Annotated in this window: 14 protein-coding genes and 2 rRNA genes (1 of these 16 only partly in view); 3 read left to right on the top strand and 13 right to left on the bottom strand. The window is 71.3% G+C overall.

The annotated features are described in order from the left end of the window. Positions 1-100: 100 nt before the first annotated feature. Together RV983_RS27975 and RV983_RS27970 are read right to left on the bottom strand one after the other, a co-directional pair. Entirely contained in the window at positions 101-724 is a 624-nt protein-coding gene (locus RV983_RS27975; protein ID WP_475988485.1) for an NUDIX domain-containing protein, read from the bottom strand. A 65-nt stretch (positions 725-789) separates the two neighbouring features. After that, positions 790-2,487, bottom strand: a complete 1,698-nt coding sequence (locus RV983_RS27970; RefSeq protein ID WP_475988484.1) for a CTP synthase — start codon at positions 2,485-2,487, stop codon at positions 790-792. A gap of 355 nt (positions 2,488-2,842) precedes the next feature. Between RV983_RS27970 and RV983_RS27965 the strand changes: the two genes are divergently transcribed. Then, positions 2,843-4,651: a glycoside hydrolase family 15 protein gene (locus RV983_RS27965; RefSeq protein ID WP_475988483.1), complete on the top strand. Its 1,809-nt coding sequence runs from the start codon at positions 2,843-2,845 to the stop codon at positions 4,649-4,651. 17 nt (positions 4,652-4,668) lie between these two features. Here the strand turns inward: RV983_RS27965 and RV983_RS27960 are convergent, their stop codons facing one another. The 6 genes from RV983_RS27960 to RV983_RS27935 all read right to left on the bottom strand — a co-directional run bounded on the left by RV983_RS27960 (position 4,669) and on the right by RV983_RS27935 (position 11,532). Continuing rightward, positions 4,669-5,805, bottom strand: a complete 1,137-nt coding sequence (locus RV983_RS27960; RefSeq protein ID WP_475988482.1) for a glycosyltransferase family 4 protein — start codon at positions 5,803-5,805, stop codon at positions 4,669-4,671. A gap of 939 nt (positions 5,806-6,744) precedes the next feature. After that, positions 6,745-8,487 carry a DNA repair protein RecN gene (gene recN, locus RV983_RS27955; RefSeq protein WP_475988481.1) on the bottom strand — a complete coding sequence of 581 codons (1,743 nt, stop codon included), beginning with the start codon at positions 8,485-8,487 and terminating at the stop codon, positions 6,745-6,747. Between the two features lie 38 nt (positions 8,488-8,525). Then, entirely contained in the window at positions 8,526-9,446 is a 921-nt protein-coding gene (locus tag RV983_RS27950) for an NAD kinase (RefSeq protein ID WP_475988480.1), read from the bottom strand. Beyond that, entirely contained in the window at positions 9,443-10,249 is an 807-nt protein-coding gene (locus tag RV983_RS27945) for a TlyA family RNA methyltransferase (protein ID WP_475988479.1), read from the bottom strand. Before RV983_RS27945 ends, RV983_RS27950 begins: the two co-directional genes overlap by 4 nt. A 7-nt stretch (positions 10,250-10,256) precedes the next feature. Next, positions 10,257-10,511 carry a hypothetical protein gene (locus tag RV983_RS27940; protein ID WP_475988478.1) on the bottom strand — a complete coding sequence of 85 codons (255 nt, stop codon included), beginning with the start codon at positions 10,509-10,511 and terminating at the stop codon, positions 10,257-10,259. Further along, the gene (locus RV983_RS27935) at positions 10,504-11,532 is read right to left on the bottom strand and encodes a histone (RefSeq protein ID WP_475988477.1); all 1,029 of its coding nucleotides are present in this window, start codon (positions 11,530-11,532) and stop codon (positions 10,504-10,506) included. The genes RV983_RS27940 and RV983_RS27935 overlap by 8 nt, the downstream gene beginning before the upstream one ends. A 154-nt stretch (positions 11,533-11,686) precedes the next feature. On the opposite strand from RV983_RS27935, the gene RV983_RS27930 reads away from it, so the two are divergent. Next, a complete protein-coding gene (locus tag RV983_RS27930) occupies positions 11,687-12,034 on the top strand; it encodes a sterol-binding protein (protein WP_475988476.1) in 348 nt (115 codons plus the stop codon). A gap of 49 nt (positions 12,035-12,083) precedes the next feature. Here RV983_RS27930 and RV983_RS27925 read toward each other — a convergent pair whose 3' ends face one another. Beyond that, complete coding sequence (locus RV983_RS27925) at positions 12,084-13,115, bottom strand: HAD-IIA family hydrolase (RefSeq protein ID WP_475988475.1); 1,032 nt, start codon at positions 13,113-13,115, stop codon at positions 12,084-12,086. Between the two features lie 72 nt (positions 13,116-13,187). On the opposite strand from RV983_RS27925, the gene RV983_RS27920 reads away from it, so the two are divergent. After that, complete coding sequence (locus tag RV983_RS27920) at positions 13,188-14,474, top strand: DUF1015 domain-containing protein (RefSeq protein WP_475988474.1); 1,287 nt, start codon at positions 13,188-13,190, stop codon at positions 14,472-14,474. Positions 14,475-14,550: 76 nt separating this feature from the next. Here the strand turns inward: RV983_RS27920 and RV983_RS27915 are convergent, their stop codons facing one another. The 4 genes from RV983_RS27915 to RV983_RS27900 form a co-directional block, all read right to left on the bottom strand. Next, complete coding sequence (locus tag RV983_RS27915) at positions 14,551-15,468, bottom strand: hypothetical protein (RefSeq protein ID WP_475990479.1); 918 nt, start codon at positions 15,466-15,468, stop codon at positions 14,551-14,553. 23 nt (positions 15,469-15,491) lie between these two features. Beyond that, the gene (locus tag RV983_RS27910) at positions 15,492-16,796 is read right to left on the bottom strand and encodes a hypothetical protein (protein WP_475988473.1); all 1,305 of its coding nucleotides are present in this window, start codon (positions 16,794-16,796) and stop codon (positions 15,492-15,494) included. A 202-nt stretch (positions 16,797-16,998) separates the two neighbouring features. Then, a 5S ribosomal RNA gene (gene rrf, locus RV983_RS27905) occupies positions 16,999-17,115 on the bottom strand. 106 nt (positions 17,116-17,221) lie between these two features. After that, positions 17,222-18,680 (bottom strand): 23S ribosomal RNA (locus tag RV983_RS27900) (it continues 1,664 nt past the right edge of the window).

Below are 18,680 nucleotides of genomic sequence, written 5' to 3'. Positions count from 1 at the left end.
CATCAATGATCACCCTCCCGGACGATCCGATCGTCCTACCGGGCCCCTGTCGCGGCGAGGCCGGACGGCGGCCTGCGGCCGGCGGAGGGCGTCAGGCCGGTCAGACGGCGTACGGCCGCGCGGGCCACTGCGCGTCAGCCGGCCGCAGCGCGTCCAGACCGTCGCCGGCGAGTGCGGCCTGTACCGCCAGCGCGCTCATCACCAGGCAGTTGTTGTGCAGGCGGCCGGCAAGGGCGCCCCGCACGAGGTCGGCCAGCGCGACCCGCGCCTGCTCCATGTCGGCCTCTTCCTCGGACACCTCGTACCGCTCGCCCTCCACCTCGGACAGACCGCGGGCGAGGAAGACGCGCACCGCTTCGTCGGAGCCGCCGGGCGAGGGGTAGACGTCGACCAGCACCCGCCAGTCCTCGGCCTTGGCGTGCGCCTCCTCGTACAGCTCGCGCTGGGCGGCGTGCACCGGGTTCTCGCCGGGGATGTCCAGCAGACCGGCGGGCAGCTCCCACAGCTTCATCCGCACGGGGTGCCGGTACTGCTTGAGGACCAGCACCCGGTCCTCGTCGTCCAGGGCCAGCACGGCCACCGAGCCCGGGTGGACCTGGTAGTCGCGCTTCGCGACGCCGCCGTCGGGCATGACGACCTCGTCGGTCCGGACACCGGTCTTGTTCCCGGTGAAGGGGGTGGAGGTGGCCGTGGTCCGCCACTCCTCAGGGGTGTCCTGCAGCATGCTGTGCCCTCCGTACGTGATGCCGTGGCGGGCCCGGCTGCGGCCCGCCACGGCCACCGTATCGATCAGCCCTGGCGACGCTTGACGGCGGCCGCGATCAGACCCGCGAACAGGGGGTGCGGACGGGTCGGCCGCGACTTCAGTTCGGGGTGCGCCTGGGTGGCGACGAGGTAGGGATGGACCTCGCGCGGGTACTCGACGTACTCGACCAGCTTGTTGTCCGGCGAGGTGCCGGAGAACTGCAGGCCGGCCTTCTTCTCCAGCTCGCCCCGGTAGCTGTTGTTGACCTCGTAGCGGTGGCGGTGGCGCTCCTCGACGTAGGGCTCGCCGCCGTACACCTCGCGGACGATGGAGCCCTCGGCGAGCTTGGCCGGGTAGAGCCCGAGCCGCATGGTGCCGCCCAGGTCGCCCTGGCCGGCGACGATGTCGAGCTGCTCGGCCATGGTGGAGATCACCGGGTGGGCGGTGGCCGGGTCGAACTCGGTGGAGTTGGCGTCCTCGATGCCGGCGAGGCTGCGGGCCGCCTCGATGACCACGCACTGCAGACCCAGGCACAGCCCCAGCAGCGGGATGCCGTTCTCCCGGGCGTAGGTGATCGCCGAGACCTTGCCCTCCACGCCGCGGTCGCCGAAGCCGCCGGGCACGCAGATCGCGTCGACGTCGCCGAGCTGGCGCGCGGCGCCCGCCGGGGTCTTGCAGTCGTCGGAGGTGACCCACTTGATGTTGACCTTGGCGTTGTTGGCGAACCCGCCGGCGCGCAGCGCCTCGGTCACCGACAGGTACGCGTCGGGCAGGTCGATGTACTTGCCGACCAGCGCGACCTTCAGGTCGTGCTCGGGCTCGTGGACCCGCTTGAGAAGGTCGTCCCACTGCGTCCAGTCCACATCGCGGAACGGCAGGTTCAGCCTGCGGACGACATAGGCGTCCAGGCCCTCGGTGTGCAGCACCTTGGGGATGTCGTAGATCGACGGGGCGTCGATGGCGGCGACCACCGCTTCCTCGTCCACGTCGCACATCAGCGAGATCTTGCGCTTGATGGAGGTCGGCACGTCGCGGTCGGCGCGCAGCACGATCGCGTCGGGCTGGATACCGATGCTGCGCAGCGCGGCAACCGAGTGCTGCGTCGGCTTGGTCTTCAGTTCGCCGGAGGGGCCGATGTACGGCAGCAGCGAGATGTGCATCACGAAGACGTTGTCGCGGCCCACCTCGTGCCGGACCTGGCGGACGGACTCCAGGAAGGGCAGCGACTCGATGTCGCCGACGGTGCCGCCGACCTCGGTGATGACGACGTCCACGTCCTCGGTCGCCATGCGACGGATGCGGGACTTGATCTCGTTGGTGATGTGCGGGATGACCTGCACGGTGTCGCCGAGGTACTCGCCGCGGCGCTCCTTGGCGATCACCGAGGAGTAGACCTGGCCGGTGGTGACGTTGGCCGAGCCCGCGAGGTTCACGTCCAGGAAGCGCTCGTAGTGACCGATGTCCAGGTCCGTCTCGGCGCCGTCGTCCGTGACGAACACCTCACCGTGCTGGAAGGGGTTCATCGTGCCCGGGTCCACGTTGAGGTACGGGTCGAGCTTCTGCATGGTGACCCGCAGGCCCCGGGCCTTGAGCAGCGCTCCCAGGCTGGAGGCCGTCAGGCCCTTGCCGAGCGAGGAGGCGACACCCCCGGTGACGAAGAGGTGCTTGGTCGTCGTGGATTTGGGCGGCTGTGCCAAGAGGGGGCTCCCGTGGTCGCGAGGTGGTGGTCGGGACGGCACCATGGCGGTGAAGAGGGGTGGTGTCGTCGCGGCGGTTCAGTGGTTCAGGCCACCGGCCCACGGGCTACCAGGGTATCAGTGACGCGCACCAGCCGCGGGGGGCGGCTCTCGGATGAAAAGGGAGGTCGTCGGGACATTGGTACGACAAAATGCACCCGACCGGCCCAGCAGGCTCGGTCAGGGCTTCCGCACCGCCCGCGTTGTCGTCGTATCCTGCTCGGACACATCGATTCGATGCGAGTGAACCGGCACGGCACCACCCCGCCTGCTCCCGGGAAAGAGCTCGTCGAAAGATCCACAGACCGCAATCACCGCCCCAGTCCCACGGGGCGCCGCCGTCGTTCGACTGGAGACCTACGTGGCCGGGCGTATCGAGGATTACGCACTCATCGGCGATATGCAGACCGCCGCCCTGGTGTGCCGGGACGGCACGGTCGACTGGCTGTGTCTGCCCCGCTTCGACTCCCCCGCGATCTTCGCGGGCCTGCTCGGCACCGAGGAGCACGGCTACTGGCGCCTCGGCCCCGCCTTCCCGCACGGTTCACAGCCGCCGGCCGCCACCCGGCGCCGCTACCGGGGGGACTCCCTGGTGCTGGAGTCGGAGTGGGACACCCCGCGCGGAACGGTCCGTGTGATCGATTTCATGCCGCCGCGTGACGGCGCCCCCCAGGTGATCCGGATCGTCGAGGGCGTCAGCGGCCGCGTGCCGATGCGCTCGGCGCTGCGCATGCGCTTCAGCTACGGCTGGGTCACGCCGTGGGTGCACAAGGTCGGGGACCGCATCGTCGGCGTCGCCGGCCCGGACTCGGTCTGGATCGACACCGATGTCGAGACCTACGGCGAGCACCTCACCACGTACGCCGACTTCACCGTGGCGCCCGGCGACCGGGTCGCCTTCACGATCAGCTGGCAGCCCTCGCACAAGGAGCCGCCTCCGCTCGCCGACCCCGAGTCCTCGCTCGAGGCCACCGAGGACTTCTGGCGCGAGTGGGTCGCCCAGTGCACCTACCACGGGCCCTACCGGGACGCCGTGGTCCGCTCCCTGATCACGCTCAAGGCGCTGACGTACGGGCCCACCGGCGGCATCGTGGCCGCGCCGACCACCTCACTGCCCGAGGACATCGGCGGCGTCCGCAACTGGGACTACCGCTTCACCTGGCTGCGCGACGCGGCGATCACCCTGTCGTCGCTGCTGCGCACCGGCTACCGGGACGAGGCCCGCGCCTGGCGCGAGTGGCTGCTGCGCGCGGTCGCGGGCGACCCGGAGAACCTGCAGATCATGTACGGCATCGCCGGCGAGCGCGAACTCGGCGAGACCGAGCTGGACTGGCTGCCCGGCTACGAGGGCTCGACCCCGGTCCGGGTGGGCAACGGCGCCGCCCACCAACTCCAGCTCGACGTCTACGGCGAGGTCACCGAGGCGCTCCACCTGGCCCACATGACCGGCCTGGCCCGCAACGACTACGCCTCGCTGCTGCAGATCCGGCTCATCCAGTACCTGGAGGACCACTGGGACGAGCCGGACGAGGGCATCTGGGAGGTCCGCGGCCCGCGCCGGCACTTCGTGCACTCCAAGGTCATGGCCTGGGTCGCCGTCGACCGCACCGTCAAGCTCATCGAGTCCGGCGAGGTCGACGGCCCGCTGGAGCGCTGGCGCGACCTGCGCGACGAGATCCACCGGGACGTGTGCGAGAAGGGGTACGACAAGGAGCGCAACACCTTCACGCAGTCCTACGGCTCGCGTGAGCTCGACGCGTCCCTGCTGCTCATCCCGCAGGTCGGCTTCCTTCCGCCGGACGACAAGCGCGTCATCGGGACCATCGAGGCGATCCAGCGGGAGCTGTCCACCGAGGACGGTTTCGTGCTGCGCTACCCGACCGACGCCCCTCCCGGCGGCGAGAACCTCGACGGCCTCCCCGGCGACGAGGGCGCCTTCCTCGCCTGCTCCTTCTGGCTCGCCGACGACCTCGCCATGATCGGCCGGGTCGACGAGGCGCGCCGGTTGTTCGAAAGGCTGCTGGACCTGCGCAACGACCTCGGCCTGCTGGCGGAGGAGTGGGACCCGCGGCTGCAGCGCCAGGTGGGTAACTTCCCGCAGGCGTTCAGCCATGTCCCGCTGATCGACACCGCGCTGCGGCTGACCGCGAGCGGCGCGTACGGCGGCTGAATGCCGCCGGGCGGCGTTCAGTACGAGGACAACTCGTCGTAGATGCTGAGCACTTGGGCGACCGTGTCATCCTCGGTCGGCCAAGTGGCCGCCTGCGCGGGGCCGGCGGCGGCCAGTGAGGCCCGCCGCGCCGGGTCGCCGAGCAGCCGCACGACGGTGTCGGCAAGCCGCTTCGGATCGCCGTAGGGCACCAACTCGGCGGCTTCGCCCACAAGTTCCTTGGTGCCGCCGACGGCGGTCGCGATCAGCGGTACCCCCGCGTGGAGGGCCTCCTGGGCGATGACCGAGCGGGCCTCCCAACGGGAGGGCAGCACCACCGCGTCAGCGGCGGCCAGCAGTTCGGGCACGTCGTCACGGAGACCCAGCAGCAGCACCGGCAGCTTCCCGGCGTCGATCCGCTGCTGGAGTTCCGGACGCAGCGACCCCTCGCCGGCGATCACCAGCAGCGGCTGCGGATCCAGCCGCGCCCATCCGTGGACGGCGTCGAGCAGCTGGCCGTACCCCTTGTGGGGCTCCAGGCGGCCGACCGCCAGCAGCAACGGGCTTGTCCCGGTGCCGAATTCGTCCCGTGCCTTCTGGCGGCGCCGTTCCGCCTCGGCGGCCGCCTCGGGCGTCGCGGCGGTCCTGGGCGGCAGCGGCACGCCGATCGGTGCCAGCCGGGCGTCCCGGGCGCCGACCGCCCGGGCCCGGTCCACCAGGTCCGAGGACGCGCCCAGCACCACGGACGCGGCCCGCGCCACGCGCCGTTCCAGCAACCGCAGCAACGGCTTGCGGGCACCCTCGGCGAAGACCGCGCCGTGCCAGGTCACCACCAGCGGCGTGCGGCGCCCGCCCATCGCCACGGTGGTCAGCAGGCCGGCCCGCAGGCCGTGCGCGTGCACGACATCCGCTCCGGCGCAGGCCGCCCGCAGAGCCGTCACCACCGCGGCGTCCACGCGTGGCGCGGAGCGCCGCGCGATCTCCACCGGCGCGAACCGCGCCCCGGCCGCGGCGAATCCGTACCGCTCCTCCGCCGCGCCCGGCCCGCACACCGTCACCTGCACACCGCGCGCCACCAACCCGCCCGCGACCGAGGCCACATGGGCCCTCCCCGTCTCACCCAGCACATGGACGGCGTGCAGCTGGCCGTGCAGGGGGCTCGGAGTACTGCTCACGCGCGGTCGGACTCCTGACTCGGCATCGGGCGAAGGGGATTGCAGTGTGCTGCCCTCCAGGATGCCAGGCCAATACGCCATCCAGGGAGCGCTGCGCGGCGCGCGCCCGGTCGCACGTACGCGGGACCACCCTTACGAGTGCGTCAGCATGCTCCACGCCGCGGATCGGCGCCACCACCTCGCCCGGCGCGGCTCAGCCCCGCAGCCCGCGCCCTGGCGCCGGCCGAAGGAGCCCGCGCGAACGACGTGCCCAGCACCGCGGCGGGAAACCGGCCGACGCACCCCGGGTACCGGCGAAACACCCGAAACCGCGACTCCGACGGCCAAGCCCCACCCCCACCACGTCCGCCGACGCGACTCAGCCCAGCCGCACACCCCTGCGCACCGGCTTAAGAAGTACGCGCCAACGACCACCCAGCACAGGGCGACCGCAGTCGAAGAACCACACCCGCACCGGCACCTCCGCACGCCACCCCACGGCCGGAACCGGCCGACGCACCCCAGGTACTGCCAGGAAACCCGAAACGCGGCTCAGGCCGCCAAGCCCCACCCCCACCGCATCGGCCGACGCGACTCAGCCGGGCTCGACAGGACACGCCACCGCTTCGGGCACGCGCGGCTCCGCCCGCCCTTCGCGCGATGACCCCGCGAAGCGGCTCATCACCGCCGCTCCAGGCGGGACGCCGTCCCGCGCACGTCAACGGCCTCGGCCCGAAGCCGGCCGGCACAGGCCGCGCCGCTGATGCCCCGCCCCTGCCGTCTGGTCGGCGGGGCACCGCGTCGCATCGCGGCGGCCCGAGCCCGCACCGGGTCCGGACATCCCGGCCGCAGAACGCTCGGCACCGGTGAAGCGGACACCGGGCCCCGCCCACCGGCCCGCCCCGGGGGACAGGGCCGGGCACGCACTCCCCGCCCGGTCCCGCCGCCAACGCGGTCGGCTCAGCGGGCCTCGCGGGCCGCCGCGAGCAGTTCCTCGGCATGGGCGCGTCCCAGCTCGGAGTCCTCCAGGCCGGCGAGCATGCGCGACAGCTCACGCACGCGCTCCTCGCCCTCCAGCACGCGCACACCACTGCGTGTCACGGAGCCGTCGTTGGTCTTCTCGACCAGCAGCTGCCGGTCGGCGAACGCCGCCACCTGCGGCAGGTGGGTGACGACCACCACCTGCGCGGACCGCGCCAGCTTGGCGAGACGCCGGCCGACCTCGACGGCCGCCTTTCCGCCGACACCCGCGTCGACCTCGTCGAAGAGATACGTGGGCACGGGGTCGGACCCCGCGAAGACCACCTCGACCGCGAGCATCACGCGGGAGAGCTCACCACCGGACGCGCCCTTGGAGATCGCCCGCGGCGGTGCGCCCGGGTGCGGCGCGAGCTGCAGTTCCACCTCGTCGGCGCCGGTGGCGCCGAAGGCGACCGGACGCCCGCCCACCACGACGCCCTCGGGGTCCGGGGTCTGCCGCAGGGCGACCGTGACCCGGGCGTGCGGCATGGCGAGCTGGGCGAGCTCCGCGGTCACGGCCCCGGCGAAACGGTCCGCCGCCTCCGCGCGGGCGTCGCTGAGGGCCTGCGCGAGGTCGCCGAGTTCGGCCCGCAGAGCGTCCCTCTCGACGGTCAGCTCGGTGATCCGGTCGTCGTCGCCCTCCAGCTCGCCCAGGCGCGCGCCGCCGGTGGCCGCCCACTCCAGGACGGCGTCGATGTTCTCGCCGTACTTGCGCGTCAGGTGCACGAGGACGGCGCGCCGTTCCTCGACCGCGGCCAGCCGCCGCGGGTCGGCGTCCAGGTTGTCGGCGTACCCGGCCAGCTCCCCGGCGACGTCGCCCAGCAGGATGCCGATCTCGCCGATCCGGTCGGCCAGCACGGCGAGCTCGGGATCGTGCGAGCGCACGGCGTCCAGCGCCCGCTGGGCGCCCGCGACGAGCATCCCGGCGTCGACGCCCTCGGGGTCCTCGGGATTGCCCGCCAGCGCCGCGTGCGCCTGTGTGGCGGCCGAGGCGAGCGCCTCGGCGTGGCCCAGCCGCTCCGCCTCGGCGGCCAGCTCGGTGTCCTCGCCCGGCAGCGGCTCGGCGCCCGCGACCTCCTCCAGGCCGAAGCGCAGCAGGTCGGCCTCCTGGGCCCGCTCCCGTGCCCGGGTGGTCAGCTCGTCCAGCTCGCCCGCGACCTCGCGCAGCCGCCGGTAGGCGGCGCCGTACTTGGCCAGCGGCACGGCGACGGCGTCGCCCGCGTACCGGTCCAGGGCCGCGCGCTGACGCGCGGGCCGAAGCAGGCCCTGCTGGTCGGTCTGGCCGTGCACGGCCACCAGCTCGTCCGCCAGCTCGCCCAGCAGCCCCACGGGCACGGCACGGCCGCCCACGTACGCCCGGGAGCGGCCCTCCGCCGAGACGGTACGGCTGATGAGCAGTGCGCCGTCGTCCAGCTCGGCACCGGCCTCCTCGGCCCGCACGGCGGCGGGCGCGTCGGCACTCAGCGTGATCCGTCCCTCGACGGACGCCGATTTCGTACCGATCCGGACCAGGCCCGGGTCGGCACGGCCGCCCAGGAGCAGCCCGAGGCTCGTGACGACCATGGTCTTGCCCGCGCCGGTCTCGCCGGTCACCGCGGTGAAGCCGGGCGACAACTCCACCACGGCGTCCTCGATGACTCCCAGCGATCTGATCCGCATTTCCTCCAACACGGATACGACCATACGAGGTTTGCTGCCCGCCGCGCGACGGGCCTCACCCCTCAGTGCGCCGCGCCCCGCCAGCCCGCCACCGGAAGGGCGAACTTCGCGACCAGCCGGTCGGTGAAAGAGGCATGGTGCAGCCGCGCCAGCCGCACCGGCACGGCACCCCGCCGCACCTCGACGCGCGCCCCCGCGGGCAGGTCCACCGACCGCCGCCCGTCGCACCACAGAACCCCGTGCGGCGTCTTGGGCTGCACCTCGACGGCGAGCACCGACCTCGGCGAGGTGACCAGCGGCTTGGCGAACAGCGCGTGCGCGCTGATCGGCACCATGAGCAGCGCCTCGACCTCCGGCCAGACCACCGGGCCGCCCGCCGAGAAGGCGTAGGCCGTCGATCCGGTGGGGGTCGCCATGACCACCCCGTCGCCGCCGAACCGGGAGACCGGACGGCCGTCCACCTCCGTGACGACCTCCAGCAGCCGCTCGCGCGCCTGCTTCTCCACCGACGCCTCGTTGAGCGCCCAGTCGGTGTGCACGACGCGGCCGTCGTTGCGCACCAGGACGTCGATCGTCATGCGCTCCTCGACCTCGTAGTCGCGCGTGACGACCCGGTCGACGACCTTGTCCAGATCGTCCCGCTCCGCCTCCGCGAGGAAGCCGACGCGGCCCAGGTTGACGCCCAGCATCGGCACGCCCGAGGCGCGGGCGAACTCCGCGCCGCGCAGCAGCGTGCCGTCACCGCCGAGGACGATGATCAACTCGCAGTCCTTGACGGTCTCCGGGCCGATCTCCTGCACCCGCTGCACCGCGCCGGCGTCCGGCAGGGTGAGGTCCTCGGCTTCCTCGGCCAGCACCCGCACACCGATGCCGCAGCGCCGCAGGCCCTGCACGACCCGCTCCGCACTGCGAATGGCGGCCGGCCGGCCGGTGTGCGCCAGCAGGAAGACGGTGCGCTCCTGCGCCTGATGTGTCTCGCTCAACGGGGCCCCTCCGCCACGGCGCGGTCGACGTCGGCCGGGTCCAGCTCGGGTGCCCCGGCGCGCAGCCACAGAAAGTACTCCACATTCCCCGACGGTCCCGGCAACGGGCTCGCGGTCACGCCCAGCACCCCCAGTCCCAGTACGGCCGCCTGTCCGGCGACCTGGCGTACGGTTTCGGCGCGCAGCTGAGGGCTGCGTACGACGCCGCCGCTGCCCAGCCGTTCCTTCCCGACCTCGAACTGCGGCTTGACCATGAGGACAAGGTCCGCGTCGGGCGCGGAGCAGCGGACGAGGGCGGGCAGGACGAGCCCGAGCGGAATGAAGGACAGGTCGCCCACGATGATGTCGGCCGGCCGGTCGTCGATCTGCTCGAGCGTCAACTCGCGTACGTTGGTACGGTCCTTGACGGTGACGCGTTCATCGCTCTGCAGGGACCAGGCGAGTTGGCCGTACCCGACGTCCACCGCCACGACGTGCGCGGCGCCGTTGCGGAGCAGCACGTCGGTGAACCCGCCCGTCGACGCCCCGGCGTCCAGGGCCCGGCGGCCCGCCACGCCCAGTCCCAGCGGTACGAACGCTTCCAGTGCCCCGGCGAGCTTGTGGCCGCCGCGGGAGACGTAGTCCGGTTCCGAGCCGTCCTCGGTCACCACCACCGCCGCGCTGGTCTCCACCTGCGTGGCGGACTTGGTCGCGGTCGTCCCGCCCACGGTCACCCGGCCGGCCGCGATCAGCTGCCCGGCGTGCTCCCGTGAGCGGGCGAGGTTCCGGCGCACCAGCTCGGCGTCGAGTCGGCGTCGTGCCACGTGAGGTTCAGCTCCTGTTGTCGTCGAGTCTCGTGAGGGCGTCGCGCAGCCCACGGTGTACATCCTCGTACACCTCGATGTGGTCCTCGGTGGGCAGTATGTCGGCGTCCTCCAGGCGGACAAGCACGCCGTCCACCTCGGTATTCCCCGTCGCCTCCACCACGACCCCCAGCGGCTGCGGCGCCTCCGGCCCGGGCGGCACCTCGGGCGTGAGCCCGGGCGTCACCTCAGGCATCACCTGCGTCGCACCCGCCTCAGTCACGGCTCGCCTCCCGCGTCCCGGTGGTCTTCTTCGCCGCGGTCTTCTTGGCGGTGGTCTTCTTGGCGGTGGTCTTCTTCGCGGTGGCCTTCTTCGCCGCGGTGTTCGCGGTGGCGGACCTCTCAGGGGTGGCCTTCTTGGCCGGCGCCTTGGCCGCAGTGGCCGTCTTGGCGGCGGGCGCGGTCTTCCTGGCGGCGGCCTTCTTCACCGGGGCCGCCGTCCGTGCAGAGGGCGCCGCCTTCGCCGCCTTGCGAGGCGCGGCGGTCTCCTCGGCCGCTGTCGTCTTGGCCGGTGTCCCCTTCGCCGCGGACGCGGTCTTGGTGACGGCGGCACTCTTCTTGGCGGGAGCCGCCTTCTTGGCCGCGGCCTTCTTCGCGGGCGCTGCCGCCGGGGTCTTGGACTTCGGCACGGCGGGCACCGCCCCAGGCGCGGCGTTCTTGCGCGCGGTGGGAGCGGCGACGGGGGTCCTGGACGGAGCGGCCGCCTTCTTGGGGGTGGCCGGCGCCGTCGCGGGGGCCGCGTTCTTGCGCGCGGTGGGAGCGGCGCTCTTGACCGGCGGTTCCCCCTCGACCGGCACGTGCTCGACGGGCGGCTGGGGCGGCACGTACAGCCCGGGCTCGGCCTCCCCGCCCTCGTCCTCCGTGTCCGCCGTTCCGGAGGCGTCAGCGGCCGCCTTGACGCGTCCGTCGCCCTCCAGGTTGCGGATGCGCCGTTCCAGCGCCTCCAGCACCACCCCGACCCGCGTGACGTCGTCCGCGAGCCGGCTGACCCGGGTCATGGCCTTGTCGATCTCCTCGCGGATGAGCCCGACGAGAAGGTCCCTGTTGGCGCGCCCAGCCGTCATCAGCTCGTCGGCGAGCGTCTGGACCTCCGTCGGGATGCGCCGGCCGATCGAACGCTGGACTTCCTCGACGTCTATCCCCGCCTGGTCCAGCAGCTCTCTCGCCGCCCCGACCGCCCGTCGCCGGGTGGCCTCGGTCAGGCCGCCCGCAATCTGCAGGCAGGTCCGCAGCGCGTCCCGCATCGCCCTCACTCCTCACCTTCGGGTTCACCGGTCTTCGTGCCTCTGCTTCTCGTTCGTCATGACGCTACCCCGTAGCGGCCCGCACCTTGCCGAGGGTCGGCTGCGGTACCGTCGATCAGCACACGTCAGCATCCGAACGGGAGACGCACAACCGATGGCGACCATCGAGGAGTGCCGCAGCGCACTCGACCGGCTGTCGGAGAACCTCGCCAAGGCGGAGGGCGACATGCGCAACGCGGCCGCCCTCGACCGCTCGCTGAGCTGCCGCATCACCGACCTCGACATCACCTTCGTCGGCCGGCTCTCCGACGGCTGCATCCAGGATGTCGTCACGGTGCCCGGCACGCCGGACGAGCGCGCGCAGATAAGGCTCACCATGGCCGGTGACGACCTGGTCGCGCTCGTCGAAGGCAGGCTGCACTTCGCGAAGGCGTGGGGCAGCGGCCGGGTGAAGCTGGAGGCGGCCCTGCGCGACCTCCTGCGGCTGCGCAAGCTCCTCTAGCCTCTCCAGCCTCCGGAAGTTCCCCGGCCCGCCCCTGGCCCCGGCCCGGCTAGCTCAGGCCCAGCCGGGCCAGTGCCTTCTCCGCGTCCAGGGTGCACGTCCCGCTGCCCGCCGCCGTCCAGGCCGCCGCACACAGCGCCCGCAGCCCGTCCATGGGCTCGCCCTGCCCGTCCAGCAGCAGCGCGCCCTCACCGGCGAGTGCCGTCCAGCCGCCGCAGCGGTACGCCCCCTCGCCGCCGGCCGCCGCCACCTCGGGCTGCGGCGTCAGCAGTCCGCGCAGGTCCGCGTCCACGTACGTCGGCCGGTGCTCGGGCGGCGCGGCGAGCAACTGCGCGGCCGTGGTGACCCCGGTGAGGACCAGCAGGGAGTCGACGCCACCCGCGTGCGCGCCCTCGATGTCGGTGTCGAGCCGGTCCCCCACCACCAGAGGCCGCTCGGCCCCCGTCCGGATGACGGTCTCACGGTGCATCGGGGGCAGCGGCTTACCGGCGATCTGCGGCGTCGCGCCGGTGGCGATCCGCACGACCTCCACGAGCGCGCCGTTGCCGGGCGCCGTGCCGCGCGCGGTCGGAATCGTCAGGTCGGTGTTGGACGCGAACCAGGGCACGCCCCGGTTGACCGCGTACGCGGCCTCGGCGAGCTGCTCCCAGCCGACCTTGGGCGAGTAGCCCTGGACGACCGCCGCGGGATCGTCGTCGGCGGAGTCCACGGGCCGCAGTCCGCGCTCGCGCAGCGCCTCCACCAGCCCCTCGCCACCGACCGTCAGCACCCGTGCCCCGCTGGGCACCTGGTCGGCGATCAGCCGGGCCACCGCCTGCGCCGAGGTGATGACCTCCGACGCCTCCGCGGGCACGCCCAGCCGGGTCAGGTGCTCCGCGACGGCCTGCGGGGTGCGGGCCGCGTTGTTGGTGACGTACGCCAGATGCATGCCGTGCCCACGCGCCGCGCCGAGCGAGTCGACGGCGTGCGCGATGGCGTCGCCGCCGGCGTACACGACCCCGTCGAGGTCGAGCAGCGCCGTGTCGTACGCCTGGTCCAGGGGCCGTTCGCTGCCGTCCGGCACGATCCGGTGGGTCGTCATCTGGCTGTCGCTCCTCGTATGTTGTCGATCACTCGGCACTCCCCGCGGACATCACCCGCGTAGCATTCCCGGATGAGCATTTCCGGACCCGCTGCACCGGGTGGTCTGCGGCTCGCGCCGTTCCGCGCGCTCCGCTACGTCCCCGAGCGGGTCGGCAGCCTGGCCGCGGTCACCTCGCCACCGTACGACGTCGTCGTCCGGCCCGAGGGACAGCGGCACCTGGAGACCGCCGACCCGCACAATGTCGTGCGGCTCATCCTGCCCAGTGCCGAGCCCCCGGACGGCCGGCACCTGAAGGCGGCCTCGACCCTGTCCCAGTGGCAGAGGGACGGCGTCCTCGCCCTGGACCCCGCCCCCGCGCTGTACGTCTACGAGCAGCGCGACGGCGACCATCTGCAGCGGGGGCTCATCGGCGCCCTGCGGCTGAGCCCGCCCGAGGAGCGCGTCGTCCTCCCCCACGAGGACGTCATGCCCGGGCCGGTCGCCGACCGCGCCGCCCTCATGCGCGCCACGGCCGCGAACCTCGAACCGCTGCTGCTGTCCTACCGCGGCGATGACGGCCCCGCCGGCCGGATCGTCGAACACACCGTCCGGGACGCCCCGCTGCTCGCCACGACCACCGAGGACGGCATCCGGCACCGCCTGTGGGCGATCACCGACGACGACGCCATCGCGGCCGTCGGCGCCGACCTCTCGCGCCACCAGGCGCTCATCGCCGACGGCCACCACCGCTGGGCCACCTACCTGCGGCTCCAGGCCGAACACGACGGCCCGAGCCCCTGGGACTACGGCCTCGTCCTGCTCGTCGACACCGCCCGCTACCCGCTGCGGGTCCGCGCGATCCACCGCGTGCTGCCCCAACTGCCCGTCGCCCTTGCCCTGGAGGCCGCGCGCAAGGCCTTCCGGGTCCGCGAGCTGCCGCACGTCCTCCCCCAGGCCCTGGCCGCCCTGGAGGACGCCACGGCCGAGGGCAACGCCTTCGTCCTGAGCGGCGGCAACAGCTTCCACCTGCTGGACCGGCCCGATCCGGACCTGACCGCACTGACCGTCCCGCACGACCGCCCCGAGGCATGGCGGCGGCTCGACGCGACCGTGCTGCACAGCCTGCTGCTGGACCGCGTCTGGGAGGTTCCCGACAGCCCCGAGCACATCCAGTACATCCACGACACGGAGGCGGCCGTGGCGCACGCGGAACGCCTGGGCGGCACCGCCGTGCTCATCCACCCGGTGCGCGAGAGCGTCGTCCACGAACTCGCCCGCCAGGGCGTCACGATGCCGCGCAAGTCGACCTCGTTCGGGCCCAAGCCGGCCTCCGGTCTGGTCCTGCGCAGCCTGGAGCCGGACGGCACACCGGCCTGACGGAGAACGCCGAAGGGCGGCACCCGCGCGATGCGGGTGCCGCCCTTCTCGTTCGCCGCCGGCTGTCCGCCGCGGGTCAGTCCTCCGTGTCGCGCGAGGGCTCCTTGAACGGGTTCTCGAGGAACGCCGACGGATCGGCCTCGTCGGTCAGGTCGACCTCGGGCTCCTCGACCGGGGCGGCGGGGCGCTCGTCCGTCGTGGACTTCGCCTTCGGCTCGTCGTCGTCCTCGTCGTCCTCGTCACCCTCTTCCGCGTCATCGTCATCGTCATCGTCATCGTCGTCATCGTCGTCCATGTGGGCATCGGACGGCTCGTCCGCGTCGTTCCCGGGGACGACCGAGTCTTCGGTGTCGGTGTCATCGTCCAGTGCGTCCACGAACGCCACGCCGTCCAGTTGCGCCAAGCGGTCGGAGGCGTCCGTGCTGCCGGTGTGGTCCGCCTCCACCGCCTTGGCGAACCACTCGCGGGCCTCGTCCCCCCGCTCCACGGCGAGCAGAGCGTCGGCGTACGCGTAACGCAGCCGGGCCGTCCACGGGTGAACGGCGTGCGACGCCAGCTCGGAGCTCTGGAGCGTGACGACAGCGGCCTCGTTCTGGCCCATGTCGCGCCGGGCACCGGCGGCCACCAGACGCATCTCCACCTGGCCCGCGCGGTCCAGCTTGTTCACCTCGGGGGCGCCCGCCATCTCCAACGCACGCTCCGGGCGGCCCATGCCGCGTTCGCAGTCCGCCATGACCGGCCACAGGTCGACCGTGCCCGTCATCCGGCGGCAGGTGCGGAACTCGGTCAGCGCCTCGGAGTACCGCTCCGTCGCGTACGACGCGAAACCGGCCGCCTCGCGGACAGCGGCGACGCGTGACGCGAGCCGCAGCGCGACACGGGAGTACGCGTAGGCCGCGTCCGGGTCCTCGTCCAGCAGCCGGGCGACCATCACGAGGTTGCGCGCCACGTCGTCCGCCAGCGTCTTCGGCAGGCTCATGAGCTCCTGCCGCACACTCGGGTCGATCTCCTGGCCCGTCACTTCATCCGGGATCGGCAGCCGCTTGATCGGCTCCCGCTCCTCACGGCGGTCGTCACGGCCCCGCGTGTCCGCGAAGCGGCCGCGCCCCTGCACGGACGGACGCCGGCCACCGCGCTCGTCGTCCCTGCGCGGGCCACGAGGGCGGTCGTCGCGCCGGAAGCCACCACGGTCATCACCCGGACGGTCCTCACGGGGCCGGTCCTCACGAGGACGGTCAAAGCGCGGACGCTCATCACGACGGTCGTCACGACGGAAACCACCACGGTCATCGCGCGGACGGTCCTGACTCGGACGGTCGTCGCGACGGAACCCACCACGGTCACCACCGGGACGATCCTGACGCGGACGATCCTCACGGGGCCGGTCCTCACGAGGACGGTCAAAGCGCGGACGGTCCTGACTCGGACGGTCGTCGCGACGGAAACCACCACGGTCACCAGCGGGACGATCCTGACGCGGACGATCCTCACGGGGCCGGTCCTCACGAGGACGGTCAAAGCGCGGACGGTCCTGACTCGGACGGTCATCACGGCGGAAACCACCACGGTCACCACCGGGACGGTCGTCACGACGGAAACCACCACGGTCACCACCGGGACGGTCGTCACGGCGGAAACCACCACGGTCACCACCGGGACGGTCGTCACGGCGGAAACCACCACGGTCACCACCGGGACGGTCGTCGCGACGGAAACCACCACGGTCACCAGCGGGACGATCCTGACGCGGACGATCGTCGCGCGGCCGGTCCTCACGAGGACGGTCAAAGCGCGGACGGTCCTGACTCGGACGGTCGTCCCGACGGAACCCACCACGGTCACCACCGGGACGGTCGTCACGACGGAAACCACCACGGTCACCAGCGGGACGATCCTGACGCGGACGATCGTCGCGCGGCCGGTCCTCACGAGGACGGTCAAAGCGCGGACGGTCCTGACTCGGACGGTCGTCCCGACGGAACCCACCACGGTCACCACCGGGACGGTCGTCGCGACGGAAACCACCACGGTCACCAGCGGGACGATCCTGACGCGGACGATCGTCGCGCGGCCGGTCCTCACGAGGACGGTCAAAGCGCGGACGGTCCTGACTCGGACGGTCGTCCCGACGGAACCCACCGCGGTCATCGCGCGGACGGTCCTCACGGGGCCGGTCCTCACGGGGCCGGTCGTCGCGACGGAAGCCACCTCGATCGTCCCGCCGGTCCTCACGGGGCCGGTCATAACGGGGGCGATCGTCGCGACGGAAACCGCCGCCGGCTCGGTCGCCTTCGCGGCGGGGACCGCTGCTGCGGTTACCACCCCGGTCGCCGCCCTGATGCGGCGCGCGCCGCTCTGGCCGATCCGGCCTTTCCTCGGGCGTGTTGGACATCGACGTGACTCCTGTCGTTCGTACTGCTGTAGTGCCAGTCTCCCGTACCGTCCGCGGACTGCGCACTGCCGTAAAAAACAAAAGGACCCCCGGCCCCAGCGCTTTGGCCAGGACCGAGGGTCCAGAAAGATTGTTCGGCGGCGTCCTACTCTCCCACAGAGTCCCCCCTGCAGTACCATCGGCGCTGAAAGGCTTAGCTTCCGGGTTCGAAATGTAACCGGGCGTTTCCCTAACGCTATGACCACCGAAACACCATCGGGTGTCAGGCGAACAAGCACACTTTTCAGTTAAGTGACTGGTTCAACCGGTGCGACCATTCGCAACCCGGGAACCAAACAGTGGACGCGAGCAATCTACGGACAAGCCCTCGGCTTATTAGTACCGGTCAGCTCCACCCATTACTGGGCTTCCACATCCGGCCTATCAACCCAGTCGTCTACTGGGAGCCTTAACCCCTCAAGGGGGTGGGAGTCCTCATCTCGAAGCAGGCTTCCCGCTTAGATGCTTTCAGCGGTTATCCCTCCCGAACGTAGCCAACCAGCCATGCCCTTGGCAGGACAACTGGCACACCAGAGGTTCGTCCGTCCCGGTCCTCTCGTACTAGGGACAGCCCTTCTCAAGACTCCTACGCGCACAGCGGATAGGGACCGAACTGTCTCACGACGTTCTAAACCCAGCTCGCGTACCGCTTTAATGGGCGAACAGCCCAACCCTTGGGACCGACTCCAGCCCCAGGATGCGACGAGCCGACATCGAGGTGCCAAACCATCCCGTCGATATGGACTCTTGGGGAAGATCAGCCTGTTATCCCCGGGGTACCTTTTATCCGTTGAGCGACGGCGCTTCCACAAGCCACCGCCGGATCACTAGTCCCTACTTTCGTACCTGCTCGACCCGTCAGTCTCACAGTCAAGCTCCCTTGTGCACTTACACTCAACACCTGATTGCCAACCAGGCTGAGGGAACCTTTGGGCGCCTCCGTTACACTTTAGGAGGCAACCGCCCCAGTTAAACTACCCACCAGACACTGTCCCTGATCCGGATCACGGACCGAGGTTAGACATCCAGCACGACCAGAGTGGTATTTCAACGTTGACTCCCCCCAAGCTGGCGCTTGGAGTTCACAGTCTCCCACCTATCCTACACAAGCCGAACCGAACACCAATATCAAGCTATAGTAAAGGTCCCGGGGTCTTTCCGTCCTGCTGCGCGAAACGAGCATCTTTACTCGTAGTGCAATTTCACCGGGCCTGTGGTTGAGACAGTCGAGAAGTCGTTACGCCATTCGTGCAGGTCGGAACTTACCCGACAAGGAATTTCGCTACCTTAGGATGGTTATAGTTACCACCGCCGTTTACTGGCGCTTAAGTTCTCAGCTTCGCCCCGACGAATCAGAGCTAACCGGTCCCCTTAACGTTCCAGCACCGGGCAGGCGTCAGTCCGTATACATCGCCTTACGGCTTCGCACGGACCTGTGTTTTTAGTAAACAGTCGCTTCTCGCTGGTCTCTGCGGCCACCACCAGCTCGGGAAGCAAGTCCCCTCACCAGCAATGGCCCCCCTTCTCCCGAAGTTACGGGGGCATTTTGCCGAGTTCCTTAACCACAGTTCACCCGAACGCCTCGGTATTCTCTACCTGACCACCTGAGTCGGTTTAGGGTACGGGCCGCCATGAAACTCGCTAGAGGCTTTTCTCGACAGCATAGGATCATCCACTTCACCACAATCGGCTCGGCATCAGGTCTCAGCCTTAATGAGTGGCGGATTTGCCTACCACTCGGCCTACACCCTTACCCCGGGACAACCACCGCCCGG

The organism is Streptomyces sp. RLA123, from assembly GCF_056270165.1.
The sequence above is the reverse complement of the archived record's forward strand: the minus strand, read 5'-3'. Positions and strand labels throughout refer to the sequence as shown.